This window comes from Streptomyces sp. CA-250714 (assembly GCF_050936705.1).
GTDB lineage: Bacteria > Actinomycetota > Actinomycetes > Streptomycetales > Streptomycetaceae > Streptomyces.
This window is the reverse complement of sequence record NZ_JBNJMI010000001.1, coordinates 1,032,927-1,058,074: the sequence shown is the minus strand read 5'-3', so window position 1 is coordinate 1,058,074 and position 25,148 is coordinate 1,032,927. Positions and strand designations below refer to the sequence as shown.

Annotated in this window: 26 protein-coding genes and 1 pseudogene; 11 read left to right on the top strand and 16 right to left on the bottom strand. The window is 70.5% G+C overall.

All coding sequences use genetic code 11. From position 1 onward, the window contains the following. The first annotated feature begins 52 nt into the window (after positions 1-52). On the top strand, positions 53-1,528 hold the full coding sequence (locus ACQEU8_RS04790) for an FGGY-family carbohydrate kinase (protein WP_433097129.1): 1,476 nt from the start codon (positions 53-55) through the stop codon (positions 1,526-1,528). An 84-nt stretch (positions 1,529-1,612) separates the two neighbouring features. Here ACQEU8_RS04790 and ACQEU8_RS04785 read toward each other — a convergent pair whose 3' ends face one another. Both ACQEU8_RS04785 and ACQEU8_RS04780 read right to left on the bottom strand, forming a co-directional pair. Then, positions 1,613-2,209, bottom strand: a complete 597-nt coding sequence (locus ACQEU8_RS04785) for a dihydrofolate reductase family protein (RefSeq protein ID WP_433097127.1) — start codon at positions 2,207-2,209, stop codon at positions 1,613-1,615. A gap of 202 nt (positions 2,210-2,411) precedes the next feature. Then, entirely contained in the window at positions 2,412-2,801 is a 390-nt protein-coding gene (locus tag ACQEU8_RS04780) for a VOC family protein (protein ID WP_433097125.1), read from the bottom strand. Between the two features lie 179 nt (positions 2,802-2,980). Here ACQEU8_RS04780 and ACQEU8_RS04775 point away from each other — a divergent pair, with 179 nt between their 5' ends. Both ACQEU8_RS04775 and ACQEU8_RS04770 read left to right on the top strand, forming a co-directional pair. Continuing rightward, positions 2,981-3,676, top strand: coding sequence for a TetR/AcrR family transcriptional regulator (locus ACQEU8_RS04775; RefSeq protein ID WP_433097123.1), 696 nt, complete (start codon positions 2,981-2,983; stop codon positions 3,674-3,676). 90 nt (positions 3,677-3,766) lie between these two features. Continuing rightward, positions 3,767-4,978 (top strand): agmatine deiminase family protein, encoded by a 1,212-nt coding sequence (locus tag ACQEU8_RS04770; RefSeq protein ID WP_433097121.1) that lies wholly within the window; start codon positions 3,767-3,769, stop codon positions 4,976-4,978. A 53-nt stretch (positions 4,979-5,031) separates the two neighbouring features. Here the strand turns inward: ACQEU8_RS04770 and ACQEU8_RS04765 are convergent, their stop codons facing one another. The 3 genes from ACQEU8_RS04765 to ACQEU8_RS04755 are packed head-to-tail and all read right to left on the bottom strand — an operon-like array spanning position 5,032 to position 7,579. Then, positions 5,032-5,778 carry a polysaccharide deacetylase family protein gene (locus tag ACQEU8_RS04765; RefSeq protein WP_433097119.1) on the bottom strand — a complete coding sequence of 249 codons (747 nt, stop codon included), beginning with the start codon at positions 5,776-5,778 and terminating at the stop codon, positions 5,032-5,034. Beyond that, the gene (locus ACQEU8_RS04760) at positions 5,772-6,650 is read right to left on the bottom strand and encodes a DMT family transporter (RefSeq protein WP_433097117.1); all 879 of its coding nucleotides are present in this window, start codon (positions 6,648-6,650) and stop codon (positions 5,772-5,774) included. The genes ACQEU8_RS04765 and ACQEU8_RS04760 overlap by 7 nt, the downstream gene beginning before the upstream one ends. A gap of 8 nt (positions 6,651-6,658) precedes the next feature. Further along, positions 6,659-7,579 (bottom strand): SDR family NAD(P)-dependent oxidoreductase, encoded by a 921-nt coding sequence (locus tag ACQEU8_RS04755; protein WP_433097115.1) that lies wholly within the window; start codon positions 7,577-7,579, stop codon positions 6,659-6,661. Between the two features lie 396 nt (positions 7,580-7,975). On the opposite strand from ACQEU8_RS04755, the gene ACQEU8_RS04750 reads away from it, so the two are divergent. Further along, on the top strand, positions 7,976-9,127 hold the full coding sequence (locus tag ACQEU8_RS04750) for an MGDG synthase family glycosyltransferase (RefSeq protein ID WP_433097113.1): 1,152 nt from the start codon (positions 7,976-7,978) through the stop codon (positions 9,125-9,127). Position 9,128: 1 nt separating this feature from the next. Here the strand turns inward: ACQEU8_RS04750 and ACQEU8_RS04745 are convergent, their stop codons facing one another. Further along, positions 9,129-10,370 (bottom strand): epoxide hydrolase family protein, encoded by a 1,242-nt coding sequence (locus tag ACQEU8_RS04745; protein WP_433097111.1) that lies wholly within the window; start codon positions 10,368-10,370, stop codon positions 9,129-9,131. Positions 10,371-10,434: 64 nt separating this feature from the next. On the opposite strand from ACQEU8_RS04745, the gene ACQEU8_RS04740 reads away from it, so the two are divergent. From ACQEU8_RS04740 to ACQEU8_RS04725, 4 genes are all read left to right on the top strand, one after another. Further along, positions 10,435-11,433 (top strand): helix-turn-helix transcriptional regulator, encoded by a 999-nt coding sequence (locus ACQEU8_RS04740; RefSeq protein ID WP_433097109.1) that lies wholly within the window; start codon positions 10,435-10,437, stop codon positions 11,431-11,433. Between the two features lie 134 nt (positions 11,434-11,567). After that, a complete protein-coding gene (locus ACQEU8_RS04735; RefSeq protein ID WP_433102145.1) occupies positions 11,568-11,990 on the top strand; it encodes an Hsp20/alpha crystallin family protein in 423 nt (140 codons plus the stop codon). Positions 11,991-12,333: 343 nt separating this feature from the next. Continuing rightward, on the top strand, positions 12,334-12,912 hold the full coding sequence (locus tag ACQEU8_RS04730) for a transglycosylase SLT domain-containing protein (RefSeq protein WP_433097107.1): 579 nt from the start codon (positions 12,334-12,336) through the stop codon (positions 12,910-12,912). A 112-nt stretch (positions 12,913-13,024) separates the two neighbouring features. After that, a complete protein-coding gene (locus ACQEU8_RS04725; protein ID WP_433097105.1) occupies positions 13,025-13,342 on the top strand; it encodes a VOC family protein in 318 nt (105 codons plus the stop codon). Positions 13,343-13,376: 34 nt separating this feature from the next. On the opposite strand, the gene ACQEU8_RS04720 is transcribed toward ACQEU8_RS04725, so the two are convergent. The 4 genes from ACQEU8_RS04720 to ACQEU8_RS04705 form a co-directional block, all read right to left on the bottom strand. Next, positions 13,377-13,805 (bottom strand): ester cyclase, encoded by a 429-nt coding sequence (locus ACQEU8_RS04720; protein ID WP_433097103.1) that lies wholly within the window; start codon positions 13,803-13,805, stop codon positions 13,377-13,379. A 130-nt stretch (positions 13,806-13,935) separates the two neighbouring features. Further along, positions 13,936-14,604, bottom strand: coding sequence for a TetR/AcrR family transcriptional regulator (locus ACQEU8_RS04715; protein WP_433097101.1), 669 nt, complete (start codon positions 14,602-14,604; stop codon positions 13,936-13,938). 85 nt (positions 14,605-14,689) lie between these two features. Continuing rightward, the gene (locus ACQEU8_RS04710; protein WP_433097099.1) at positions 14,690-15,418 is read right to left on the bottom strand and encodes a cation transporter; all 729 of its coding nucleotides are present in this window, start codon (positions 15,416-15,418) and stop codon (positions 14,690-14,692) included. After that, complete coding sequence (locus ACQEU8_RS04705; protein WP_433097097.1) at positions 15,409-15,744, bottom strand: ArsR/SmtB family transcription factor; 336 nt, start codon at positions 15,742-15,744, stop codon at positions 15,409-15,411. Before ACQEU8_RS04705 ends, ACQEU8_RS04710 begins: the two co-directional genes overlap by 10 nt. Positions 15,745-16,142: 398 nt before the next feature. On the opposite strand from ACQEU8_RS04705, the gene ACQEU8_RS04700 reads away from it, so the two are divergent. Continuing rightward, the gene (locus ACQEU8_RS04700; protein WP_433097095.1) at positions 16,143-16,718 is read left to right on the top strand and encodes a transglycosylase SLT domain-containing protein; all 576 of its coding nucleotides are present in this window, start codon (positions 16,143-16,145) and stop codon (positions 16,716-16,718) included. A 312-nt stretch (positions 16,719-17,030) separates the two neighbouring features. On the opposite strand, the gene ACQEU8_RS04695 is transcribed toward ACQEU8_RS04700, so the two are convergent. The 3 genes from ACQEU8_RS04695 to ACQEU8_RS04685 form a co-directional block, all read right to left on the bottom strand. Further along, positions 17,031-17,510, bottom strand: a complete 480-nt coding sequence (locus tag ACQEU8_RS04695) for a hypothetical protein (protein WP_433097093.1) — start codon at positions 17,508-17,510, stop codon at positions 17,031-17,033. Between the two features lie 173 nt (positions 17,511-17,683). Continuing rightward, positions 17,684-18,262, bottom strand: a complete 579-nt coding sequence (locus ACQEU8_RS04690; RefSeq protein ID WP_433097091.1) for a hypothetical protein — start codon at positions 18,260-18,262, stop codon at positions 17,684-17,686. Between the two features lie 126 nt (positions 18,263-18,388). After that, positions 18,389-18,784, bottom strand: coding sequence for a hypothetical protein (locus ACQEU8_RS04685; RefSeq protein ID WP_433097089.1), 396 nt, complete (start codon positions 18,782-18,784; stop codon positions 18,389-18,391). Here ACQEU8_RS04685 and ACQEU8_RS04680 point away from each other — a divergent pair. Next, positions 18,763-18,894, top strand: a pseudogene (locus tag ACQEU8_RS04680) (helix-turn-helix domain-containing protein); the annotation flags it as partial. The gene ACQEU8_RS04685 and the pseudogene ACQEU8_RS04680 sit on opposite strands and share 22 nt — an antisense overlap. Before the next feature lie 1,434 nt (positions 18,895-20,328). Next, a complete protein-coding gene (locus ACQEU8_RS04675; RefSeq protein ID WP_433097087.1) occupies positions 20,329-20,988 on the top strand; it encodes a class I SAM-dependent methyltransferase in 660 nt (219 codons plus the stop codon). A gap of 31 nt (positions 20,989-21,019) precedes the next feature. Here the strand turns inward: ACQEU8_RS04675 and ACQEU8_RS04670 are convergent, their stop codons facing one another. The 3 genes from ACQEU8_RS04670 to ACQEU8_RS04660 all read right to left on the bottom strand — a co-directional run bounded on the left by ACQEU8_RS04670 (position 21,020) and on the right by ACQEU8_RS04660 (position 25,029). Further along, positions 21,020-22,129: a cytochrome P450 gene (locus ACQEU8_RS04670; RefSeq protein ID WP_433097085.1), complete on the bottom strand. Its 1,110-nt coding sequence runs from the start codon at positions 22,127-22,129 to the stop codon at positions 21,020-21,022. After that, complete coding sequence (locus ACQEU8_RS04665) at positions 22,126-23,574, bottom strand: cytochrome P450 (protein WP_433097083.1); 1,449 nt, start codon at positions 23,572-23,574, stop codon at positions 22,126-22,128. Before ACQEU8_RS04665 ends, ACQEU8_RS04670 begins: the two co-directional genes overlap by 4 nt. A 189-nt stretch (positions 23,575-23,763) precedes the next feature. Further along, positions 23,764-25,029, bottom strand: coding sequence for an IS701 family transposase (locus ACQEU8_RS04660; protein WP_433097081.1), 1,266 nt, complete (start codon positions 25,027-25,029; stop codon positions 23,764-23,766). Positions 25,030-25,148: the final 119 nt, after the last annotated feature.

Genomic DNA, 25,148 nt, shown 5'->3' with positions numbered 1-25,148 from the left:
GATACGGTGCACGGCCGTTGACGGTGAAATCGATTTCTGAAAGCCTGCGCGCATGGTCAACGCAGTCCTGGGTGTGGATATCGGTACCTCCAGCAGCAAGGGCGTTCTGGTCGCACTGGACGGCACACTGCTGCGCTCGGCCGTACGCGAGCACACTGTCGACCGGCCCGCTCCCGGCCATGTGGAGATGGACGCCGCAATCTGGTGGGACGAACTGGTCTCCCTGTCCCACGAGCTGACCGGCGGCACCGACGCCGAGGTCGTCGCCGTCGGGCTCAGCGGTATGGGCCCCTGCGTCCTGCTCACCGACGCCGAGGACACACCGCTGCGCCCCGCGGTGCTCTACGGCGCCGACACCCGCTCCACCGCCCAGATCGCGCGGCTCAACGAGGAGTTGGGCACCGAGGAGATCCGCCGCCGCTGCGGCTCCGAACTGTCCAGCCAGGCTGCCGGAGCGAAGATCGCCTGGGTCGCGGACGAGGAACCCGAGGTGTACGCGCGCGCCAAGCGGCTCTACATGCCCAGCTCCTGGCTGGTCCGCAAGCTCACCGGCGCCTATGTCCTGGACCACCACTCGGCGAGCCAGACCACCCCGCTCTACGGCACCGTCGCCCGCCAGTGGTACGCCCCCTGGGCCGACCGTATCGCCCCCGGCCTCGAACTCCCGCCGCTGCGCTGGTCCGGCGAGGCCGCGGGCACCGTAACGGCCCAGGCCGCCCGCGCCACCGGACTGCCCGCAGGCATCCCCGTCATCACCGGCACGATCGACGCCTGGGCCGAGGCGCTGAGCGTGGGCGCGCACCAGCCGGGCGACCTGATGCTGATGTACGGCACGACGATGTTCCTGATCCACACCGTGCCCGGGCTGCTCACCGACCCGGCGCTGTGGAGCACCGTCGGCGCCCTCCCCGGCACCCGCAACCTCGCCGGAGGAATGGCCACCTCGGGCGCCGTCACCGGCTGGCTGCGGGAGCTGTTCGGCGACCCCGGCTACGCCGAACTCCTCCAGCTCGCCGAAGCCTCCGGGCCCGGCGCCAACGGCCTGCTGATGCTGCCGTACTTCGCGGGGGAGCGCACCCCGGTCATGGACCCGCAGGCCCGCGGCGTCATCGCGGGCCTGACCCTCTCCCACACCCGCGGCGACCTCTACCGGGCCGCGCTGGAGGCCACCGCGTACGCCGTACGGCACAACATCGAGGCCCTGGAGAAGGCGGGCGGCGACATCCGCCGGGTCGTCGCCGTCGGCGGCGGCACCCAGGGCGGGCTGTGGACGCGGATCGTCTCCGATGTCATCGGCAGGCCCCAGGAGTTGCGCACCACCTCCATCGGCGCGAGCTACGGCGGCGCACTGCTCGCCGCGCAGCTGGTGACCGACGCCTCGATCGACGACTGGAACCCCGTACGGGAAACCGTTGGGCCGGACCCCGAAAACACCGCCCGCTACGAGGAGTTGTACGGCCTCTATCGCGCGCTCTATCCGGCCTCGGCGGATGTGGTCCACGCCCTCGCGGCCCGCCAGGACCGTTGACTGTTCTCGGGGCGTCCGGGGGAGCCGGGGCGCACACCGCGGACGAGGCCCTGTGTGCCCGGGCCGCGGTGTGCGCCCCGTGAACTACGCGGTTCGCCGCGAGTAGGTGAGGAAGAGGGCGCCGCTGTTCAGGACGGTGTGGTCGGTGAGATCCCAAGTGCGCGGATCGAACCCGGCCTTGTCGGAGAAGAGCGGTACACCGGTGCCTATGGTCATCGGGCTCAATTTGACGATCAGCGTGTCGATCTCGGAGTAGAGCGCGCCGGCCAGTTCGCCGCCACCGATCAGCCAGATGTCCTTGCCCTCCTCCTTTTTCAGCTCCCGTACGGTCGCGACCGGGTCCTCGGCGATCAGTTCCACGGCGGGGTCAGGGCTCTCGGTGAGGGTCCGGGAGAACACCAGGTGCCGTAGGTGCGGATAGGCGTTCGTCGTGCCGGCGTGCAGCCCGATCTCGTAGGTGCGCCGTCCCTCGAGAACGGTGTCGAAGTGTGTACCTTCCGCCGTCACGGAGAGCGCGGCACGTGCCTGGCCGGGGAGGGTTTCCGGGTACTCGGCGACGAGATGCTGAATGTAGTCCTCGGGGATGGGCCAGAAGCCGTCGGGGCCGGTGGGGTCTGCGCCGTCAGGCCCCGCGATGAAACCGTCGATGGTGGAGGCGATGTAGTAGACGAGGTTTCGCATAAATGTCCTGACGTTGCGGTTGATCGGAGTCAACAGTGTCTAGCAGTGCGGTCGGCCAGGCGTGTTCGGCCAACCGTTGTTCCGGTGAGGGGGTGCCCCTGCCTGACGCTTGCGGGGTGCGGGTGTGTCGTGGCTGGTCGTGCCCACGCGGCGGAGCCGCATATGAACACAGCCCCGCGCCCCTTCGGGGCGCAGCCGGGCGTCAGGCGTCGGTCGGGGGGGTCCATTCGACGAACTGGATGATCACGCCGTTGGGGTCGGTGATCTGGAACAGGCGCTCGCCCCACGGCTCTTCCCGCAGCGGCATGGTGATGCTGACGCCCTCGGAACGGAGTCGCTGCTCCTCGTCCTCCAGTCCGTCGACGGTGAAGGCGAGGATCAGACCGGAGGCGCGCTGGTCGCGCTGATCGGCCGGCAGTACCTCGATGCCGCGGCGCAGCAGGACGATGTCGGCGGCGGCGTCCGGGCGGGTGAGGGAGGCGAATCCGTCGGCGGCGGCCGCCTCTGTGTAGCCGAGGTACGTGGTGAAGAACGCCTGGGAAGCCGCGACGTCGTCGACGGTGAGGGAGAGGGTGGTCGTGGAGATCTGCACAGTGGACTCCTTGTGAGGGCAGGGGACTTGGGCGAGGGATGCGTGACGGCGGTGGGATGCCGGTCGGCCGGGGAGCGTCAGCACCCCTTCCCTTCGGTGCAAACTTGCGATGGACGTAAACTTATCTGGCCACACGGGTGCTGTCAACATATTTTTGCCACGGGTGTAAGATTGCCTCCATGGCTACCGAGACGCACACCAACACCGGCCCCGAGGCAGGCACCGAGACACAGGCCGGAGCACACGCCGGCGAACCGGGTCTGCGGGAGATCAAGAAGCGGGAGACCCGACAGCTGATCTCCGATCACGCGACCCGGCTCTTCCTTGAGCAGGGCTTCGAGCACACCACCATCGCCGAGATCGCCGCTGCCGCCCGCGTCGCCAAGAAGACGGTGACGAACTACTTCCCGCGCAAGGAGGACCTCGCGTTCGATCACCAGGAAGAGTTCATCGCCGGCCTGGCACGCACCGTCGCCGCCCGGCAGCCGGGCCAATCCGCCTGGGCGGCGCTCCGCGCGTCTTTCGAGGCCGCCGTCGCGGCGCAGGATCCCGTCGCCGGTTTCGCCGGGCCGGAGTTCTCCCGGATGATCGCTGACAGCCCCACCCTCTCGACCTGTCTGCGCACGCTGCACGACCAGCGCGAGAACGCACTTGCCCAAGCCCTCGCGGAAGCCACCGGCACGCAGGCCGACGACATCACTCCCCGTACAGCCGCCGCACTGTTCGCCGGTGTGCATCGCACGCTCTTCCAGCGCATCCAGGAACTCACCCTGGCCGGCCACTCCAACCCCGAAATCGCCGCGATCCTCACGGAGGAGACCACCCGCGCCTTCGACCTCCTCGAACCGGCACTCGGCAGCTACGCCGTTGCCTGAACCGCTGCCCGACCGCCGCCGGATGACGGCAGCGGATACCTTCGACACCTGGGCAATACGGCAACTGGGCAACCGGCGGAAGGTGTGGGCATGGCGGTGTTCTCACGGAGCAGGCGCGCGGTCCTGGCCGGGGGAGCCGTCGTGGCGCTGGCCGGAGTGGCGGCCCGCTCGTCCGCCGGACGCACACCGGCCGCGGCAGCGCACGCGAGCACGCCAGCCGCGTCAGAGGACGGGAGCTCACCGGCGGTGGCAGCGGACGGGAGTACGGCGGGTGGCGGGCCCGCCGACGGCGGCCGGATGTCCGACGAGTCGGTGCCGCACGCGCGCACCTTCATGGCCTGGCCCACGCGCCGGATCTGGGGCGCCGACACCCGGCGGGTGCGGGCCGACATCGCGCGGATCGCCCGGACCATCGCCGACTACGAGCCGGTCACCCTGCTGGCCGGCCCGCTGGAGGCCGCCGCCGCGCGCCGGGCGGTCGGCTCCCGCGTCCATGTGCTGGTCCAGCCGGTCGACGACCTGTGGCTGCGTGACACCGGGCCGGTCTTCATCGACACGGACCGCGGACAGGCGGGCGTGGACTTCCACTTCAACGGCTGGGGCGGCAAACAGCAGCACCGTCGCGACAGCCGGGTCGCGGCCGCCGTGCTCCGTCACACCGGGGTCCGCCGGATCTCCGCGCCGCTGACCGCCGAGGGCGGCTCCTTGGAGGTCGACGGCAGGGGAACTCTGCTCGCGACCGAAAGCTCGCTGGTGAACGAGAACCGCAACCCCGGCAAGAGCCGCGACCGGATCGAACGCGAGCTGAAGGCCCTCCTCGGCGTCAGCAAGGTCATCTGGGTCGAGGGCCTCAAGGGTGCGGACATCACCGACTTCCACATCGACGCGCTCGCCCGTTTCGCAAGGCCGGGCACCGTCGTGATGAGCAGCCCCGCCGAAGGCGCTCCGGACGACAAGTGGCGTCGCGCGTACCAGCAGGCCCGGCACATCATCGAGCGGAGCACCGACGCGGAAGGGCGGAAGCTGAGAGTCGTGGACATCCCGGAGGCGGATCCGGGCAAGGCGGGGGTGACGAGCCCGGATTTCCTGGGCAGCTACGTGAACTACTACGTCGTCAACGGAGCGGTGATCCTGCCCAGGTTCGGCGATACGGAAGCCGACGACCGCGCCGCGGCAACGGTCGGTGAGCTCTACCCCGGCAGGGACATCCGGCAGGTGGACATCGGCACCCTGGCCACCGGCGGGGGCGGCATCCACTGCGCCACCCAGCAGCAGCCCGAACAGCGCGCCGTCGCACGCTGAACCCCGGCTGCCATGGGATCCGCTGCTCGACACCTCGGCAACGGCTCGTCAGCTCACCGTCCTTCGACACTCCTCGGCATCCCGTGTTCGGCCAGCGGCCCCACCGTCCAGCCCGCCGCCCGACACCGTGCCACCAGGTGGGGGAGGGCCGCCAGTGTCACCTGCCATGAACAGGGGGCACTGTTGCGGTCACTGTCGTGCAGTAGGACGGTGGCCCCGCCCGACAGCCGTTTGCAGAGTTCGAAGAGCACATCGTCGGGGTCGGTACGTGCCTGCCAGTCCCGGCCCCAGGCCGTCCACAGCACCGGGCGCAGCCCGAGCCGCCGCGCGGCCCACCAGCGGGTGCCGGTCAGCACCCCGTACGGCGGCCGGTACCAGCGGGGCACAGCGCCCGCCGTCGCGCGTACGGCAGCCACAGCGCGCGCCAGGTCCGCGTGGTCGGCGACCGGGCGGGGCAGCCACGGCGGCTGGTGCTCCCAGCAGTGCACGGCCAGCTCATGGCCGTCGGCGGCCATCCGCCGTACGAGTTCCGGGTGCCGCCGCACCGCGGCGCCCTCGAGGAAGAAGGTGGCCCGGACGCCCAACTGGTCCAGCTCACGCAGGAAGTGCGGGGTGGACCGGTCGTCCGGCCCGTCGTCGAACGTCAGGGCGATATGGTCGGCGCTGCCGCGCCCGTCCAACGACGGGCGGAGCACGGCCCGTACGGGGGGCAGCCAGGTCGCCGCGGGGACGATGTGCACGGCGGCGACCGTCGCCGGGGCTGCCGCCAGAGCCGCCAGAACGCGCGGCCGGGTCACCACATCTCCTTCTCGGAGGGGCCCGACACCGCCGGGGATCTGGCCAGCTGCACACTCCCTACGCAGATCAGCGCCAAGGCGACCACCTCGGGCACCACCCGCCACCCGAGCGACAGCCGCTCGTCGAACAGCGCCGCGCCCAGCACCACGCTCAAGAACGCGTCGCCCAACGTGAGCGCGGGCTGGGACGCCACCAGCGTGCCCGCGTGGAGCGTCAGTTGCAGCAGCAGGAACCCTGCCACCCCGGCGACCGCCACCCCGTAGGTCTGCCACGCCGTCAGCAGCGCCACCAGCCCGTCGTCCGCCAGATGCGAGATCGCGTCCTTCATCAGCGCGGCCGTCACCCCGAACAGCACGGCCGTGGCCGTACCCAGCACGGTCGCCCGCGGCGCCGACGGCAGCCGGAAGGCCACCACGGTGAGTACCACGACCAGCGCCGTCACCAGCGGGGCCGTCACCAGCCAGCGGTCGTCGGGTACGTTGGCCGAGCCGCCCGACGGCCACACCAGCCACAGCAGCGCCGACAGCCCCACCACCATCGCCGCGAACGCCACCCACATCCGTGGCTCGGGTCGCCGCCGGAACACCAGACTGCCCAGCATCAGGGTGAACAGCAGCTCCGTCGTCATCACCGGCTGCACCACGGCCAGCGGCCCCGTCGCCAGAGCGCCCGCCTGACACACCGCGGACAGCACCAGGGTGGCCGCGCCCCACAGCCACACCGGACGACGCAGCAGCCCCGGCAGCCACGACAGCCGACGCCCGGAAGGGCCCGGCAGCTCCACCGCGGCAGCCCGCCGCTGAAGCACCGAGGCAGCGGCGTTCCCCAGTGCGGCGAGTACCGCCAGCACGATGGAAACCGCTGTCCACAGCACGCGTGCGCCTACCCGAAGCGCCGGGCAAGACTGCGGAACACCCCCGGCGCCGTCCCGTGCAGCCACGCCGGCATGGCCATCCAGGACGGCACGTACGCGTTGGGGCGGCCCGTCCGCAGCGCCCGGCACACCGCCTCGGCGACGTGCACCGCCGGGACGGGCCGGGGCCGGTCCCGGCGGTAGGGGGCGCCGCGCCGCTGGAAGAACGGGGTGTCGACCACCCCCGGCAGCACCATCGAGACCCGTACTCCGCTGGAAGCCAGCTCGTAGCGCAGGCTGTCGGCGAACGCCGTCAGCCCGGCCTTCGTCGCCGCGTACACGGCCTCCCCCCGTACGCCCACGCTGCCCGCCATGGAACCGATCAGCACCACCCGGCCGCGGCCCTGGTCCACCATGCCCGGCAGCAGGAGGCGCACCATGTGCAGCGTCGCGTTGAGGTTCACCGCCAGCACGTCGTCGATGTCCTCGGGCGGCATCGCGGTGAACGACCCGGCCCAGCCGATGCCGGCGCCCGCCACCAGCGCGTCCACCCGCCCGCTGTGCACCAGCGCCTCCTCGGCCACCCGCGCCCGGGCCCGCGGATCGGTCAGGTCCGCCGCCAGCGGCACCCCGCCGGTGCGCAGCGCGACCTCCGCCAGCCGTCCCTCGTCCCGGCCGTTGAGCAGCAGCCGCCAGTTGCCGCTCGCGGCCAGCTGCTCGGCGACGGCCGCGCCGATGCCGGACGACGCGCCGGTGACGAGCGCCACCGGCCGGTGCACATGCTGACCGGCTTCCGCACGCGGCTCGGCCCTCGTGCGCTCCGGTGGCCGGGCCCGCGCGGAGACGGACAGCTGCCCGGCCGGATGTCGCCGCAGCGGGCGCCGCACCGAAGGGGCTCGGAGCAGAGGGTGCGCCAGACGGCGGTCGGATCTGCCGAGCCTGTCGAACACAGACGCCTCCGGTGAGCAGTACGGGCCGCGACGGGGCCGGGAACGTGTACCGGGGCACAACGGGCCCCGGCTCCAGCATGCTGGCAACCCGGCGGCGCACCCGCCCGGAGCCCTGCCCGGGCCAGCCGAACCACCTGTTCGGCTCCCCGCCCGGACCACGGGCCCGGCCGGGAAGCCGTCCGGGATACGGGGCTTCGGCAGGGGAGGCCGCGCGCGGCGCGGCGGTGTCGGCACCGCCTGAGTGTCGCTACGTCGCGGTCGACGGCCGGACAGCACACTGGTCTACGGACGTGCTGAGGGTCCACGGACGTGCCGAGCCGCCGAACCCGAGGCGCCGCCTCGGACCGAGCCGTCCGGGGCCGCGCCGGTCCGCCCACCGACGACCCCTGGAGCCCCATGCCGCACCGCTTCCTGCTGCTGAGTGCCAGCATGGGCGCGGGCCACGACGCGGTCGCACAGGAACTGGCGCACCGGCTGCGGGCCCGCGGTCATGCCGCCCTCGTGCGCGACATCCTCACCCTCCTGCCGGCCGGGACAGGCGAGGCGCTGCGTTCCGGCTACCGCGCCACCGTACGGCACGTCCCCCGGCTCTACGGCGCCGTGTACGCGGGCTTCCTGGCGACGGCCGGCGCGCCGGGACCGCGCCCGAGCAGCGCGCCCCTGGCCGCACTCGCCGAGCGCCCGCTGCTGCGGGCCGTCGCGGACTGGCGTCCCGATGTCGTCGTCCCCACCTTCCACCTGAGCGCCCAGGTGACGGGGCGGCTGCGGGCGCGGGGCGCGCTGACGGTGCCGGCGGCGGTCATGGTGGTCGACTTCGCCGTCCACCGCGGCTGGCTGCACCCCGGGAACGACCTCCACCTGTGCGTCACCGAGACCGCCGCCGAGGAGGTACGGGCCACCACCGGAGGGCCCGCGCGCACCACAGGCCCCGTGGTGCCCGCACGGTTCTTCGAGCCCCGCGACGCGGACGGCCACTGGCGCGCGCTGCTGGACCGGCACGTGGCGGCAGCGGCGCAGCACACCACACCGCTGTCGCCGGAGCGGCCCGCCGTACTGATGTCCACCGGCGCCTGGGGAGTCGGGACCCGACTGCTGGCAACGGCTCGGCAGCTGGCGGCCCACGGCTGTGTGCCGGTGCTGCTGTGCGGGAACGACGAACGGCTCAGACACCGCGCCGCCCGCAACCCCGGCCTGCTGCCCCTCGGTTGGGTGACCGACCTGCCAGGGCTGATGGCCGTGGCCCATGTGCTGCTCGACAACGCGGCGGGCCAGACCGCGGCCCAGGCTCTCGCGGCGGGGTTGCCCGTCATCGGCCACCGGCCACTGCCGGGGCACGCCGCGGCCGGCGTACAGGCCATGGCGCGGGCCGGACTCTCCCGACACGCCGTCGGCAAAGGCGAACCGGCCCGCAGCGCCCACGAACTGGCGTTCCCCGGCCCGGCCCGCGACCGCCAGACAGCGGCAGCCCGCGCCGCCTTCCGTACCGACGCCGCCGAGGAACTGGTGGCGCTGGCCGATCGGGCGGACGCGGGCTCGTGGGCGCGGTGAGTCAGCGCAGCTCGCGGAAGAACGCGCGTACGTCCTCGACGAGCGGGCCGGGGGCCTCCATGGCGAGGAAGTGGCCGCCTGCCCCGAGCTCGGTCCAGCGCACGATGTTGTGGTCCCGCTCGGCCCACGGCCGGACGGTCACATCGTGCGCGGAGAGCAGCACGCCGGTGGGTACGGTGCCGCGCTGTGCCGCAGCCCAGTCGTGGGCGGCATCGCTGTCGGGGGTGTTCCAGTCCGCCTCCGACCCCGCTTGGTCGACGGTCGACTCGGCCGGGTCCCAGGCCGATTCGCCCCAGTCCGCCGCCGAGATCGCCTCGTAGTAGACCTGGGCCGACGACCCCGCGCTGGCCGTCAGCCAGTACAGCGAGACGGCGGTCAGGAACCGGTCCCGGTCGATGCTGTCCTCCGGCAGGCCGTCCTCGGGGTCGGTGAGTTCCTTGAACTTCTCCACGATCCAGGCGAGCTGTCCGGCAGGCGAGTCGGTGAGGGCGTAGGCGACGGTCTGCGGCCGCTTGGAGTTGCACTGCAAGTAGCCGTCGTTGAAGTTCTGCATCCGCTGCCAACGCTGCTCGTCCGCCGCAGAGAGGCCGTCCATCTCGCCCTCCACTCCGAACGGTACGGAGATCAGCGCGTTGACGTGGATGCCGATCGCGCTCTGCGGCGCCTGCTTGCCGATCTCGGGAGCCACCCAGGCGCCGGTGTCGTAGCCCTGCACGCCGTAACGCTGGTAGCCGAGCCGCTCCATCAGCCGCACCAGCAACTCGGCCATCCGGGCAGGCCCCATGCCGGGGCCGGCCAGTGGGGTGGAGAAGCCGAAGCCCGGCAGCGAGGGGATCACCAGGTGGAAGGCGTCGGCTTCCGCGCCACCGTGTGCCGTCGGATCGGTGAGCGGGCCGACGACATCGAGGAAGTCGGCGAAGGTGCCCGGCCAGCCGTGCAGCAGAAGCAGCGGGGTGGCGTCCGGGTGCGGGGACCGTATGTGCAGGAAGTGCAGCCGCTGCCCCTCGACCACCGTCGTGAACTGCGGGTGGGCGTTCATCCTGGCTTCCTGCGCCCGCCAGTCGTACTCGCCGGCCCAGTACGTGGCCAGTTCCCGCAGGTAGTCGGGCGGCACGCCGCGGCTCCAGCCGACCTTGGTCAGCGCGTCGGGCCAGCGGGTGCGGGCGAGCCGGTCGGCCAGGTCGTCGAGGTCGGCCTGCGGGATGTCGATACGGAAGGAGACGATCTCCTGTTCGGTGCTCATGACGGCGACAGTAAGGTGCTGTTGGGACAGGTCCGGTCCTAAGTCGCGGGAGAAAGCAGCAGGCATGGCGAACACTTCCGCGCGACTGCTCAGGCTCCTGTCCCTGTTGCAGACCGGCCAGGACCGCTCCGGCGAGGAACTCGCCACCCGTCTCGGCGTCACCGGCCGCACCGTACGCCGCGACATCGTCAGGCTCCGCGAGCTCGGCTACCCGGTGCACTCCGTCCAGGGCACCGCCGGATACCGGCTGGCCGCGGGGGCTGCCCTGCCGCCCCTGCTGCTCGACGACGACGAGGCGGTCGCCGTCGCCGTGGGGCTGCGCACCACGGCGGGCAGTGCGGTCGCCGGCATCGAGGAGACCGCACTGCGCGCCCTCGCCAAACTCGAACAGGTGCTGCCCTCCCGGCTGCGCCACCGGGTCAACGTCCTCCAGACGACCACCGTCCATGTGGGGGCCGCCGGCCCGCGGGTCAGCCCCGACACCCTGCTGGCCCTCGCGGAAGCCTGCCGCCGCAGGGAACGGCTGCGCTTCGACTACACCAGCGCCCACGACCGTGAGACCCGCCGCGACGTCGAGCCGCACAGCCTGGTCCACTTCGGCGGCCGCTGGTACTTGATCGCCTGGGACCTCGAACGCGCCGACTGGCGCAGCTTCCGCGTCGACCGACTCCGCCCGCGCACCCCGACCGGCCCCCGCTTCACCCCTCGCCCGCTGCCGCACGGCGACCCGGCGACGTACCTCGACCACCAGCTCTCCGCCCGGACCTGGACCTACCAGGCCACCGTCACCCTGCACGCGTCCGCGGAGACCGCGGCCGAGCGGGTCTGGCCGGGCATGGGGGTCCTCGAAGCCGTGGACGACCGGAGCTGTCTGCTGTACGTCGGTGCCGACACGGTGCCCGACCTGCTCTGGATGCTCACGTCCGTGCACACGGACTTCACCCTCGAGGACGGGCCGCCCGAGCTGGCCGAAGCCCTGCTGGCCCAGGCGGACCGCTGTCGCAACGCTCTCCGGCGCCCCGGTGACGCAGGTGCCTCTGATGCGCCCGGTCAGGCCCTCTGACCTGCGGAAAAATCAAGGTTGAGTCCAGCCTTGGCAAGTTTCCTGTTCGTGAGTTATATAAGTGGTGTAGGGCATCGCAGCGCCGGGGGCACGGTGTCCCCGGACGGATGGCTCGCGGGAAGGAGATGACCGTGATGCTCATGCGTACCGACCCCTTCCGGGACCTGGACCGGCTCACCGAGCACTTCTTCGGCACCACCGCCAGGCCCGCCGGAATGCCGATGGACGCCTACCGTGCCGGTGACGACGTGGTCATGCACCTCGATCTGCCCGGTGTCGACGCCGACTCCATCGACCTGGACGTCGAGCGCAACGTCCTAACGGTCCGCGCCGAGCGCCGCACGGCGACGCCGCAGGACGCCGAGCAGATTGCGGCCGAGCGCCCGGTCGGCCACTTCAGTCGCCAGATCTTCCTCGGTGACACCCTGGACACGGACAGCATCAGCGCCTCCTACGACGCCGGTGTCCTGACCGTCCGCGTCCCCGTCGCCGAACAGGCCAAGCCCCGCAAGATCCAGATCCGCGGCGGCGGCGAGGCCAAGCAGATCAGCGGCTGACGCCGAGCGCGGTGCACATCCCCTTCCGACGGGCCGGAGCCGGCCCGGTTTCCCGCCCCGCGACCACGGCTTCCGCGGTCGCGGGGCGCACGTTTGTGTGAGGGCGCCCATAGGGCCCAGATCACTTACGAAACGAGGTCGTACGAGCCGCCCGCGTTGATCGGGGCGAGCGGCGTGGCGGCGCGAGCGGCTCGATGTTGTGCACTACTTGGGGTAGTACATCACATATTTGCGGGGCCGGGGAGCCGGTTTCCAGGGTGGGTGCCAGGTCGCGACGAGACCGGGGCGCACCCCCCGGGATGCCGTGGCCGGAACGTCCCCCCACGAAAGGCTCTCCGCTCGCATGCGTAACGCCCTGCGTACCCTCAAGCCCACCCGCCGCCTGACCACCACCGCCCTCACGGTTGTCGGCACCGCCGGTATCGCCGCCACCACTCTGGCCGGCACCGCCCACGCCGAGGCCCCGGCCAAGCCGGCCGCGAAGCCCGCCGCCATCGAGAGCGCTGCCTCGACTGCGCAGCACGTCAGCGCGCAGGCCGCGCACGCTCAGAAGGCTGAGGCCGCGAAGGCTGAGGACGAGGCCGGTGGCAGCCAGAAGTACGCGGACAACCTGGACGGCTGGATCCGTGAGGCCCGCGCGATCATGGCCAAGCACGACATCCCCGGCTCTTATGAGGGCATCAAGCGGAACATCATCCGTGAGTCGGCCGGTGACCCCAACGCGGTCAACGACTGGGACATCAACGCCAAGAAGGGCACTCCCTCCAAGGGCCTGCTCCAGGTGATCCAGCCGACCTTCGACGCCTACCACGTCGAGGGCACCCCGGATGAGCTGACCGACCCGGTGGCCAACATCGTCGCGGCCTGCAACTACGCCGCCGACCGCTACGGCACCATGGACAACGTCGACTCCGCCTACTAAGACACCACGACACCCCACGTACCCCCGCGCATGCGAACAGGAGCGGGTGGGAGGCACACACCTCCCACCCGCTCCTCGTCTCTGTCCTGAAGCTTTGGCACAGTCGGTGCCCATGACGAACAGCGCGGCGGGTGCGCGTATCGCACTGGTGGTTCTCTACACGGAGCACCTGCAGGAGACCCGCCGCTTCTACAGCGGCCTCGGCCTCTCCTTCGTGGCGGAGCGCCATGGGAAGGGCCCTCTTCACTACGCTGCCACCCTGCCCGACGGCACCGTGGTCGAGCTGTATCCGGCGACGGACCGGCGACCGGTCTCCAGCGTGCGGCTGGGCTTCGACGTCGTGGGGCGGGAGATGAGCCCGCCGTTGGCACCGGGCCGGCATGTGGTCGACGACCCGGACGGGCGGGCCGTCGAGCTGTACGTGCGGTGAGAGGGAGCGGGGGTCGGCGGCCGGGGGGATGAGGTCAGGCGGCCCCGAGCTGCTGGGACAGGTACTGGCCGTCGGAGCACACCCAGTAGGCGACGAACCGGCCGTCGGCGCCTCGCAGGATGTCGTTGCCGCGGAAGACGACCTTCGTCCCGGGTTCGGCGGTGGCTCCGGGGAAGCCTCCTTTGTAGGTGCCGCGGCCGACCCAGCGGGCGCTGAGCAGATCGTCCTGCACCACAGGGCCGACCTCGGTCTCGAAGGTCAGGTCGTCGAAGTACTCCCGGCTCATGGAGATCAGGCTCGCGATCCCGTCGGGCCCTGTCAGCTCGTTGTCACCGCCCGGCTGGATCGCGCCGTGATGGATGGTGAACCCGGGGGCGACGATCTCCTCGGCGACGGACAGATCCCCGTTCCACAGCTCCTTCAGCCAGCGCTCGTACAGAGCGCGCAGCGTGGCCTCGTCCATGGCTCCTCCTCTCCGGGCCGGGGCCGGGACGCCCCGTCCTCGCTATGTCGGCCGTCCTTGCGGGAGGTGTCGTCGGGGCCGGTACCGAAAGGTTTGCGTACATGTACGCAAACATGCTCGCGAGGCGGCGTCAACCGCGTGCCAGCCATCCGTCCAGCAGCCGCTCCAGCGCCTCGGGGTACAGGTCGCGCCCCCGGGCCCGTGCCCAGTGGTCGTGGAGCGAGGCCAGTACCGGCATCCTCGCCGGATCGACCTGGGCCAGCACCCGCAGCGCGTACGGCTGCTCGCCCTGGGCCTTCCGGCTGCGCCGGGCCGTCGCCGTACGTACTCCCAGGTGGCCCACGGTGTAGTGCCAGGTCGCCAGGTAGCAGTCCGCCGCCTGCTCCGGTGGTAGCCCCGCGTCGCACAGTGCCTGCACGATGTGCTCGACGTGCCACAGCACGGACGGGCCCATCAGGTCCCCGGCGCTGAGCACCTCCACCGTCCACTCGTGCTCGGCGAGACCGTCGTGGATGAACTGCCACAGCATCAGCAGCCGTTCGCGTGGTTCCTCGGGCAGTTGCGGACGGGGCAGCCGGGCAGCCAGCCGGTCGAGGACCAGGGCGAGGATCTCGTCCTTTTCCGAGACGTGCCGGTAGAGCCCCATCGGGGAAGTGCCGAGATCCTTGGCGAGGCGACGCAGCGTGAGCGCTTCCAGCCCGCCCTCGTCGAGAATGCGTTCCGCAGCGTCGACGATGGCGGCGCGGGAGAGGACCGCGGGGCGCCCGGGCCGTCGTTCTGGCTGGCTACTCTCTGCCATTCCCGCAGTATGGCAGCGGCCTCACAGCGCGCCACCTGCCCTTGGGTCCCTCGGGCCGAGGAAGCGTCACGACCCGCTGCGCGACTCAGGCGCAGCAGTCACACCCCGGACGGCAGCCGCACGCGTCGGTCCCGCCCTCGTCGCGCAGCGGCGCGGCGGTGGCCGGAGTGGCGCAGCACCCCTTGCCTTGCCAGGCGTCCCGGCCCTCCTTGATCGCGACGGCGGCGATGACCAGCGCGGCGATCGGGTCCGCCCAGGACCAGCCGAGGGTGGCGTTGAGGACCAGCCCGACCAGCAGTACGGCGGACAGATAGGTGCACAGCAGGGTCTGCTTGGAGTCCGCGACCGCGGAGGCGGAGCCGAGCTCCCGTCCGGCCTTGCGCTGCGCCGCGGACAGGAACGGCATCACGGCCAGCGACAGCGCGGCCAGCACGATGCCGGGAACCGAAGGCGAGGCCTCCCCGGTGCCGACCAGCGCGCGGACGGCGTCGAAACTGACGTATCCGGCGAGCGCGAAGAACGACACCGCGATGATGCGCAGTGTGGTCTTCTCCCGCGCCTCCCGTACGGCGTGCTCACGGGCCGAGAACTGCCAGGCGACCGCCGCGGCGGAGGAAACCTCGATCACGGAGTCCAGACCGAAGCCGATCAGTGCGGTGGAGGAGGCGATGGTGCCGGCAGTGAGGGCGATGATCGCCTCGATGACGTTGTAGGCGAGCGTCGCGGCGACCAGCAGCCGTATTCGTCGGGTCAGCGCGTCACGCCGCGCGGGACCGGGCGCGAGGGATATCTCCGCCGCCATGGTCAGCAGCATCCCTTCTCGTCGGCTTCCCCGCAGGCGCGGTCGCTCTCCACCGCCACCACGGCGGAACGCAGATCGTCCAGCGCGTGCCCGAGCCGTTCGTCGGCCAGTTCGTAGCGGGTACGGCGACCGTCGGGCGTCGTGACGACCAGCCCGCAGTCGCGCAGGCACGCCAGGTGGTTCGACAGCCGGGTACGCGAGATGCCGAGCGTGTCCGCGAGCTCGGACGGGTAGGCCGGGGCCTCGCGCAGGGCCAGCAGCAGGCGGCAGCGGATCGGATCCGCGAGCGCACGGCCGAACCGGGCCAGCACCTCGATATCCGTGGCAACAGTCAGCATTCCTCGACGATACACGGGATCCTGAATTCAGCACATCCTGAGTAGTCGCCTGGGTCGACGACCCAGCCGCCGAGCCCGGGCTGTGGCCGTAACGCTGCGTGCTCGATCGCCGTACGACGAGTGTGTGAGTCGGGTGCGTGGCGGGGGTCGGCTGTGAGGGCGCCCATAGGGTCCAGATCACATACGAGGCGCCTTCGTATGTCCGAATTGCCCTGACCTAAAGCGGGGCGGGGAGTGGTCGGGCCTGTCGGGGGTTTGCGACGATTCTGGATCGTACGTCACATATTTGCGGGGCCGGGGAGCCGGTTTCCAGGGTGGGTGCCAGGTCGCGACGAGACCGGGGCACAGCCCCGGGGCGCGTGGCCGGAACGTCCCCCCACGAAAGGCTCTCCGCTCGCATGCGTAACGCCCTGCGTACCCTCAAGCCCACCCGCCGCCTGACCACCACCGCCCTGACGGTTGTCGGCACCGCCGGTATCGCCGCCACCACTCTGGCCGGTACCGCCCACGCCGAGGCCCCGGCCAAGCCGGCCGCCAAGCCCGCCGCGATCGAGAGCGCCGCCTCCACCGCGCAGCACGTCAGCGCCCAGGCCGCGCACGCTCAGAAGGCGCAGGCCGCCAAGGCCGAGGACGAGGCCGGTGGCCAGAAGTACGCGGACAACCTGGACGGCTGGATCCGTGAGGCCCGCGCGATCATGGCCAAGCACGACATCCCCGGCTCGTATGAGGGCATCAAGCGGAACATCATCCGTGAGTCGGCCGGTGACCCCAACGCGGTCAACGACTGGGACATCAACGCCAAGAAGGGCACCCCCTCCAAGGGCCTGCTCCAGGTGATCCAGCCCACCTTCGACGCCTACCACGTCGAGGGCACCCCCGATGAGCTGACCGACCCGGTGGCCAACATCGTCGCGGCCTGCAACTACGCCGCCGACCGCTACGGCACCATGGACAACGTCGACTCCGCCTACTAAGACACCGCGACACCACACACCCCCGCGCATGCGAACAGGAGCGGGTGGGAGGCACACACCTCCCACCCGCTCCTCGTCTCCGCGGAGACCCACACGTGTGGGGCCCAGAGGTCCAAGTCGGTGGGGGAGACGTGGTGCTCTACCGATTGAGCTACGGACGCCTCGGCGTCCGACGGGACTCGAACCCGCAACCGCCCCATTAAAAGTGGAAGTATCCCCTACCTGCGCACCTGGGCTTCACCCACTGTAGCCCCAAGTCGTCCTGTGCTCAGCCTGATTTACGGGCCGCGCAGCGCGGTGGAGGAGGGGGCGTCAGGTGTGGATGGCCAGCTTGAACTGTGCGTGCACGAGATGTCGCGACCGGGAGTCGTTGTGGGCGACGCGGATGGCCAGCGGCACGTCCGGGTGCACGAATATCTCGTAGTGCTTGGTGAAGCACTGCATGCCGGGGGTGGGTCGCCTGTGGTCCGTGGCCGTGGTGTCCACAGGGTTGTCCGTGAGGCCGAGCGGGTCGCGGACGATCTGGTCGCGTAGTTCGGTGTAGCTTCCGTCCTCCCACTGGATCATGGCTGTGATGACGCCCCAGCCGTCGACGGAGGGCCAGATCAGCCCCGACCGGTCGTCGGTGCGCCAGTTGGTGACCTCGTAGCCGTCCGGCTGCCGCACTTGATGCATGCCTTCGGCGTCGTACGATTCCCCTCCGCCGAACGGGAAGCGCACCACGTGGTACGCGCCGTCGGCGGAGATTCTCTGGTGTTCGTTCGTGATCAGTGAGCACACAGGTATGGGCATCGACTCGTTCCCTCCTCGCCGTTCAGGGCCCGCTGCTGACTGACCGCGGCCCTGGCCCTGGGGTAACAGTGCGCCGTTCACAGCGCGTATGGCGACGGCTTGGAACGTGCAACTGTTGTGAGCCTCCGCCTACTTGGTTCTGCCCACTCACCAGGCGTGCTCACCTCCTGTGCTCACCCCCTGTGTTCACCCTGGGTGCGGCGCCGGTAGTAGTGCACGGTCACCACTCCCAGCAGCGGTCCCCAGGCGGCCATCGGTATGTAGGAGAGATCGAGGATCCACTTGCCCCACGGCGTGATGTCCATCTCCGCGTGCAGGGTCGTCCAGACGAAGAGCACGCCGTAGACACTGCACGCCAGCGTCCCGAACGCGGCCGGGACGACCGCGGCCCACACGGGTATGGGACGGCCTCCGAGGAACGGCAGTCGGCGCGGCCACACTTCGCCCCACGGGCGGACCAGACCGAGTGTCAGCAACGCGAGCCCCTCTTGCGCCAACGACAGCAGGGGCAGCACCAGTAGCCCCCAGCCCGGTATCAGCATGGCGTCGTACTCGGCGTCTCCGAGACCCAGTGGGATGCCCAGGACGACGGCCAAGCGCCAGAGCCCGGACGGGAGCGAGACCCACACGACCGCCATCGCGGCGCGCCGCGCCCAGGTCGGTACGCCCGCGACCGTGCGGGCCGGCGCAGGGCCGGGGGCACGGGTGTCCTTGGCCGGTAGAGGGGTGGAGGCGGAAACATCGGCGGGCATGCAGCACGTCCTTCATTCAGGGGGTGTGGTACGACGCTGTAGATGCTTCCGCGTGCTGTCCCGTCCGACGTCGCGCCACGGCACGAGCCTCGGTAACTCCCGCGGCGTACTCACAACTCCGCCCGGTCAGACCGTAGATGTACCTGCCCAGCGGCTTCCGGCGGCCCGCTTCATGATCCGGTCGACGCGAGTGCGCTGACCCGGTTCTCGTACTCGCGGCGGGCTTTGCGCTGGGCCGGGACTGCGGGAGCCCTGGGTGCCGTCGAGGGGCCGGCAGCGAGCGAGGAGCCCTCGCTGTACGGCGGGGACGGCGCTGACGCGCAGGGTGAAGCCCTGGCCGCGCCGTACGGCTACCCCCTGGTCGACGCGGCCGCCCGTGCTGCCATTGGCCCTGGCGGCGCGCAGTCCGTCGTACGTCAGCTCGCGCTGGAGTTCGCTGGCGGCGGCGAGGGTCTGCACCGTGAACTTCACGGTGGACAGCAGCTCTCCGGCGTGCGGGGGGCGGAGCCTCGATCCGGGCACTGGCCGAGGAGGCCGGCTGCTCCTACGGCGGCGTGCACCGCCTCTTGGCCGACGCGGGGGTGACTTTCCGCTCGCGCGGCGGCGCGACGCGAGGGAGCTCGGCATCGTGATCCCGCTGCCGCCGCACCGCACCAAGGGCGGCGTCCTGCTCGGTGCAAGTGGCCCGGGGACAAAGTCCCCTTCAGACTCAACCACGTACCGCCCCGGCATTGGGCATAGCTCTCGTGTGGTTGCAGTCACACGCGGATTATTGAACCGCGAGAGCAGGCGATCCGTTTCGCAGTACGACCGTGTCACTTCAGTTGGTGTCAAAGCAGGTGCTGACCAGCGTATTCAGGCCGAGTGCGAGTGGCATGAAGAGAATTCACGAAACACTACTGAGTTGAGGGCTCATTTCCTGAGCAGGGCCGGTGGTGGGCGCGGCGGCTGATGCTTCGTCTCCAGTCCCCGATCCTACTGAGCGTGAGGAGGCGGCGTGCCATTTGACGAACGCCTAGCGCATTTTGACGAACACGTTCCCCGTGATGCCAGTCTCCTTTCCGACATGCAACGGGAGGCACTGAAAGACGGTTGCTACTTTCAGAATCTTCTGTTGGACCCACCGCCTGTACCGCGGATGCAAGATGCGCATCTCGGTGAGGTGTGGGCTGCGGGTGCGGAAGCTGGCAGAAACGGTCTATTTTCAGATGACGAGTATGTTCGATATGAAGCCGACGTGCGCACAGAATGGCAATCAAGGCGCGCCACAGGAGCGCATGAAGGTTGGGGCAGGGATCGGGCAACGCGTCGAGCAGGCAGCCGATGGGAACGGAATTATCAGCAGTTGAAGGAGGCATACCGCCAGGGGTGGGAGTATGGCACCCAGCTAGGGCAACTCGGTTCTGAGGAACGTGTTCTGCAGGCTCGTCTGGACGGGGCCCACGAGGCCGCTAGAAATGCCCATCTGGCGCACCTTTGGAGAGTTTCACATGGGATAGAGCCCGCGCGGGCTTCCACGCCGCCGTCACCCTCTTACGCTCCTGGAGCGGCTACGGCACACCTACCAGAAGCTGCCGCCTCTTCCCCTCCCTCTCTGCCTCCTGCCGGAAGTTCGGAGCCGCAGCGTCCGCAGGGCAGTAGGGAGAGTTCACCGGTCCGGTCCTCACCTGGTAGGAGCAGGTGAGAGTCGAGGCTGTGACGGCGGCTGCGAAGACTCTGTCACCTTCGCAGTCGTGAGCGGCGCGGGCACAACGTCTGCGGTGCTCAGACGAAGGTCCCTTTCGGATCCTGGGATGGTACGAACACCAAGTCCGATACAGAAGGAGGGGAGGTCGGCGGCCCGTGGAGCTTCGGGCGGGTCCGGGCGTGGCTCACGGTGCCGGTGACCCGGTGATTCAGCAGCGTTCGGTGGAGCCCCGGAGAGGTCCTACAGGCGGGGCCAGGGGTCGGCCACGAGGGTGAGCGGGCCGCGACGGACCCGGTGTCGTACGGCGCCGGAACCGGCGTCGTACGCACCGGCGCGGGCGGGGAGTTACCCAGCGGCGTCGTCATGTTTGACTGCCCTCATGACGACGCTGCCGCATCGCGTCCTGGGCGCACTCGACCGATTCAACGCCGCTCATCCCTGGGACCACAACGCCCACTACCACCGGTGGATTCTGCGCCGGCTTCCCCGGCGCTTCGGCCGGGCCCTGGATATCGGCTGCGGCAGTGGTGAACTCGCCAGGCTGCTGGCCGGCCGGGCGGACGAAGTCCAGGCGATCGACTCCGATCCGGTGATCGTCGCGCGGGCGCGCGAGTCCACGCCCGCGACAGCAGCGGTGACCTACACCGTCGGGGACGCGCTGACCGGGCATCCCGCCGGGCCGTACGACGTGATCACCTGTGTCGCCGTCCTGCACCACCTGCCGTTCACCGAAGCACTGACGCACCTGCGCCGGCAGTTGGCTCCCGGGGGCACGCTGGTCGTCGTCGGGTGCGCGCGGGAGCAGACCGTCGGTGACTACCTTCTGGCTGCCGTCTCGGCGCCGTTGAACGCTGCGGTGGGCTGGTGGCGGAACCGGGGCCGTACGGCAGCGCGCCCGCCCGCGATGACCGCTGTGACCCGGCCGCCGGAGATGGGCTTCCCGGAGATCCTCCGGGAAGCCCGCTCCGTCCTGCCGGGGGCGCGGCTGCGCCGCCGGCTGTTCTGGCGGTACACGCTCGTATGGCGTGCGGACGCCTGAGCGCGGCCGGTCCGTCGGTGCGACAGGCCCGTCAGCGCAGTACGACTGGCATCTCCTGATAGCCGTTGATGCCCAGGGACGGCACGCGGGGCGCCGGTCCGGAGGCGAGCGCGAGCCCGGGGAAGACCTCGAACAGCCGCCGTAGCGCGATCTCGGCCTCCAGCCTGGCGAGGGACGCGCCGGGGCAGCGGTGCGGTCCGACACCGAAGGCGATATGGCGCGAGGCATCCGGCCGGTCGGGAGCGAAGACCTCGGGATCGGGGTCGGGGAAGGCGTGCGGGCAGCGCTGGATGGCCGGCAGCGGCACCAGTACCGCCTCGCCCTCCCGGATGATCTGCCCCTCCACGTCCACGTCCTCGGTGGCATAGCGGAACATGACGTTGCGGCTGGGGGACTCCCAGCGCAGGGCCTCTTCCACGATGTCGGGCCACGGGTTCTCGCCCGCTTCCTGCCGGGCTCTGGCGGCCTCCAGCGTCCCGGGGTGCGTCAGCAGCCCCCTGACGGCGTGGCAGATCAGGTTGGCCGTGGTCTCGTGCCCGCCGATGACGGTGACCACGAGGTTTCCGATGACCTCGGCCTCCGTCAGCTCACCCTCGTCCATGGCGGCGACCAGGTCCATCGTGAGATCGTCCTCGTCGCCGCGGGCACGCTTCTGCTCGATCAGGGACATCAGCGTCGCCGGGAAGCGCTGCCCGACAGTCTTCTGCACCTCTTCCACGCCGGCCTCGGAGTTCATCGCCGCGGCCGACAGCTCGTGCAACTCCTGGCGCAGCGTGCCGTCCTCCGGGACGCCGAGCAGGGAACAGATGACGTCCAGCGGCAGCGGCAGCGCGAAGCCCCGGTGCAGATCCGTCTCCTGCCCGGCGGGCACGGCGGCGAGTTGCGACAGCAGCCGGTCGGCAATGGCCTCGATACGGGGACGCAGCGCCTGTACGCGACGGGGGGAGATGGCGCGCTGGATGGGCTGCCGCAGCCGCCGGTGGGTGTCGCCGTCGGTGGTGAGCAGGCCCTTGCCCTCCACGATGAACAGCAGCGGCCAGTCCGCCGGTATCTCTCCGCGGGCGTGTGCGCCCCAGTTCCGGATGTCCTTCGAGAAGCGGGGGTCGCCCAGCACCAGGGCGCCCGCCTCCCGGGTCGTCACCGCTTTGGCCACCACGCCACCAGGGAGCGCCACAGTGGCAACCGGCCCTGCCGCGCGGAGGGCTGCTCCTTCGGTTCCGTGGAGATCGGCCGGGGCGGGTTCGAGATAAAGCTGTGCTGTGCTGTCCACTGCTGTCCATTCGTCGGGCGCATCGGCGGGAGAGGGAATACCACCGGCAGCGCGGTGGGGGACCGTGCGACATACGGCAGGTCCCAGACCAGGCTCTCCTTGGGGACGGCCAGCCGCAGCCCTGGCAGCCTGTTCCAGAGGACCTCCAGTCCGGTACGGACGATGAGCGTACCGAGGTCGGGTACCGGGCAGCCGTGGGAGCCCGCGCCCCAGGCCAGATGCGATCTGTTGGTGCGGGAGACGTCGAAGCCGGCGGACAGCATCGCCGGGTCGGCGCCGGTCGCACCGAGGCAGATGATCGCCATGTCACCGCAGTTGACGGGATACCTGCCCAGCCTGGTGTCCTGGGTGGCCCAGCGGCCTATGAGGTTCTGGATGGGGGCGTTGACCCACATGACGCGGTTCATCGCCTCCTCCATCTGGCAGCGGCCCGCGATGACGTCGGCGTTCAGGTCCGGATTGGTCAGCAGCTCCAGCACGGTGTTGCAGATCCAGGTCGTGCTGGCGCCACGCCCGGCGACGATCTGCAGCCACACGTCCTCGCTCAGCTCATGAGCGTCGAGCCCCGGCTGCAACTCCCGGTTGTAATGGTGCATCCAGGAGATGAGGTCGGGCCCCGGGTCGCGCTGTTTCGCGTCGACCAGGGCCCGCATCCGGGAGTCGAGCTCAGCGGCTGCGCGCTGGGCCCCGGGCCCGCCGCTGAGCATCTCGTGGATGGCGTTGCCGGTGGCCAGCGCGCTGTCCTCGTCCATGCCCATCAGCCGCATCATGACCAGCAGGGGCAGTTGCAGCGCGTACTGCTCCAGAATGTCGACCTCGTTCCATTCCCAGGGCCCTCCGTCGAGGAAGAACGAGGAGATGAGCTGCTCGGCGAGGTCTTCGATGAGGTCCCGGGTACGGAGCAGATTGAGCTCGGCCAGCGCCTTGTTGCCGGGGCTCGACAGGCGCGAGTGCTCCATGCCCTCGGCGTAGAGGCGGCTGCGCCGGTAGGCGAACTGGGGGATCAACGGGTGCGGCGGCAGGGTGCCTTCGGCGAAGTCCCGGTACCAGCGGGAGTCCCGCGTCCACACATGGCCGCGGTTCTGGAGGATCTCCAGCTGGTAGGCGTGGTCCAGGACGAGATATCCGCGGAAGGTCCCGGTCTCCTCCAGCGCCACGGGAGCTACCGGGCCGAAGGTTTTGCGGAGGCTGTCGTAGTAGGAGAACGGATCGTTCGCGAAGTCCTGGCCGTAGAGCGGGGCGCTGCGTTCGGGCCACGGCGTACGGACGCGGGGCCAGGCTTCACCGAGGGGGGTTGTGGAGGCATTAGTCGGCACAGCGATCATCCTGTCGGCGGCGCCCACCGGAGGCAACCGCCGCCAATGCGATCTGTGCGGAATGCGCACCTCTGTGGCCATCAGCGGCTTGTTCCGGTGAGGGGTGCCCCTGCCCCTTGCCCGCGGGCTGCGGGTTCGTTGTGGCTTGTCGCGCAGTTCCCCGCGCCCCTTACGGGGCGCGGGGACGGCCTAGCAGAAGTGGGGGCTCCAGCCTCCTCCTGGTGTCATGTTCGTGCTGTCGAGGCGGAGTTCGGCCAGTTGGGTGGCGGCGTGGGCGATGGAGGCGAGGGTGGCGTGGCGGTTCCAGCCGGCGTATGAGCGGCCGACGAAGTCCCTGATTCCGACGCGCTCGGCCAATGGCACGCCGTGGTGGGCCACTTGACGGCTCAGTCCCACCAGCCGCAGCAAGGCCGAGAGATCGGCTGTCGGCATATCGGTCAGCCACAGTTCGTCGGGCCACTGGGCGCGGCTGCGGCCCACGGCGACCAGCAGATAGTCCCCGTTCCCGGGCACGCGCTCCCAGGCGTCGCGCACGGCGGGAAGGCGGACGCGTACGGTGACCACGAGTTCGGGTGTGTCAGAAGGGCCGTATGGGATGAGTGCGACGCGGTTCCGGCCGGCCTTGGCCATCTGCGCTATCCGCCTCGCCTGGAGCGGGTCGTCCCCCCAGCCGGGCAGCGAGGGGTCGCTGGGCAGCAGCCAGGTGTCCCCGGCGACCTTCGAGACGTGCCGTAAGCCCGCCGCGGCGAGTGTGCTGACCAGCTTGATCCCGTCCAGCCGCTCGGCGTTCAGCACCACCGGCCGCCGCGGCAGCGCCAGGCGTGCCGCGGTCTCCAGGTAGGCGTTCACCATCGACTTCTCCGGCGTCTCCGGGTCCGTCCCGCCGGCCGTGGCCCGCCGTGCGCTCCCCGGGATGCGCCTGGAGGCCGCCTTCGGGGGCAGATGCAGCTGCCAGTTCAGCGGGCTCGCCGTGTTCGTGGTCACGCCCCAGACTCCGGTCACCTGCTGCGCGGTCACGGCCTGGCCGCGTTCCCAGGAGAAGGTGCGGGTCACCCCCGCGGAGTGCGTGCCGGATTTCGGGATGAGCAGGGGGTGGACCACGTAGGCACGCGGGGGCAGCCGGTGTACGAGGTGGCGGCCCAACGCTTCCCGCATCGGGGCCCATTCCCAGGTCGAGTCGTTGATGAAGTGGTGCAGGCCCTGATCGTTGACCTCGTCCTTGAGAAAGGCCGCGATGTTCCGGACCGATTTCCTTCCGGTGGCACCCAGCAGTCCCCGCAGATACATCAGCCCTTTCCGGCGTTGATCCGCCCTCGGGAGCGAGGCGAAAACAATAGGGGAAAGCTCCGCCACTGAACGGTCGAGGGCTACTCTCCTCGTTGCTTCCGGCGCCGGGCAGTCCTTCGGGTCGTCCAACAAGCCGACGCAGTCGGGGTTTCCGCTGACGAGCGTCATTCCGTGCCTCCTTGTGGGTGCGCGGTGCGTTTCGGCGGAACGCGCACAGGCGTGCGCAGCCGTGATCGTTGGGGAGGGACAGTTGGCTGGAGCGGGAGTACGTCCTGGCTGTGCCGACC

Coding starts and splice junctions, on each gene's coding strand:
- ACQEU8_RS04790 (WP_433097129.1), top strand. CDS start 53: ATGGTCAACGCAGTCCTGGGTGTGGATATCGGTACCTCCAGCAGCAAG.
- ACQEU8_RS04785 (WP_433097127.1), bottom strand. CDS start 2,209: ATGCGAAACCTCGTCTACTACATCGCCTCCACCATCGACGGTTTCATC.
- ACQEU8_RS04775 (WP_433097123.1), top strand. CDS start 2,981: ATGGCTACCGAGACGCACACCAACACCGGCCCCGAGGCAGGCACCGAG.
- ACQEU8_RS04770 (WP_433097121.1), top strand. CDS start 3,767: ATGGCGGTGTTCTCACGGAGCAGGCGCGCGGTCCTGGCCGGGGGAGCC.
- ACQEU8_RS04750 (WP_433097113.1), top strand. CDS start 7,976: ATGCCGCACCGCTTCCTGCTGCTGAGTGCCAGCATGGGCGCGGGCCAC.
- ACQEU8_RS04745 (WP_433097111.1), bottom strand. CDS start 10,370: ATGAGCACCGAACAGGAGATCGTCTCCTTCCGTATCGACATCCCGCAG.
- ACQEU8_RS04740 (WP_433097109.1), top strand. CDS start 10,435: ATGGCGAACACTTCCGCGCGACTGCTCAGGCTCCTGTCCCTGTTGCAG.
- ACQEU8_RS04735 (WP_433102145.1), top strand. CDS start 11,568: ATGCTCATGCGTACCGACCCCTTCCGGGACCTGGACCGGCTCACCGAG.
- ACQEU8_RS04730 (WP_433097107.1), top strand. CDS start 12,334: ATGCGTAACGCCCTGCGTACCCTCAAGCCCACCCGCCGCCTGACCACC.
- ACQEU8_RS04725 (WP_433097105.1), top strand. CDS start 13,025: ATGACGAACAGCGCGGCGGGTGCGCGTATCGCACTGGTGGTTCTCTAC.
- ACQEU8_RS04720 (WP_433097103.1), bottom strand. CDS start 13,805: ATGGACGAGGCCACGCTGCGCGCTCTGTACGAGCGCTGGCTGAAGGAG.
- ACQEU8_RS04715 (WP_433097101.1), bottom strand. CDS start 14,604: ATGGCAGAGAGTAGCCAGCCAGAACGACGGCCCGGGCGCCCCGCGGTC.
- ACQEU8_RS04710 (WP_433097099.1), bottom strand. CDS start 15,418: ATGCTGCTGACCATGGCGGCGGAGATATCCCTCGCGCCCGGTCCCGCG.
- ACQEU8_RS04705 (WP_433097097.1), bottom strand. CDS start 15,744: ATGCTGACTGTTGCCACGGATATCGAGGTGCTGGCCCGGTTCGGCCGT.
- ACQEU8_RS04700 (WP_433097095.1), top strand. CDS start 16,143: ATGCGTAACGCCCTGCGTACCCTCAAGCCCACCCGCCGCCTGACCACC.
- ACQEU8_RS04695 (WP_433097093.1), bottom strand. CDS start 17,510: ATGCCCATACCTGTGTGCTCACTGATCACGAACGAACACCAGAGAATC.
- ACQEU8_RS04690 (WP_433097091.1), bottom strand. CDS start 18,262: ATGCCCGCCGATGTTTCCGCCTCCACCCCTCTACCGGCCAAGGACACC.
- ACQEU8_RS04675 (WP_433097087.1), top strand. CDS start 20,329: ATGACGACGCTGCCGCATCGCGTCCTGGGCGCACTCGACCGATTCAAC.
- ACQEU8_RS04660 (WP_433097081.1), bottom strand. CDS start 25,029: ATGACGCTCGTCAGCGGAAACCCCGACTGCGTCGGCTTGTTGGACGAC.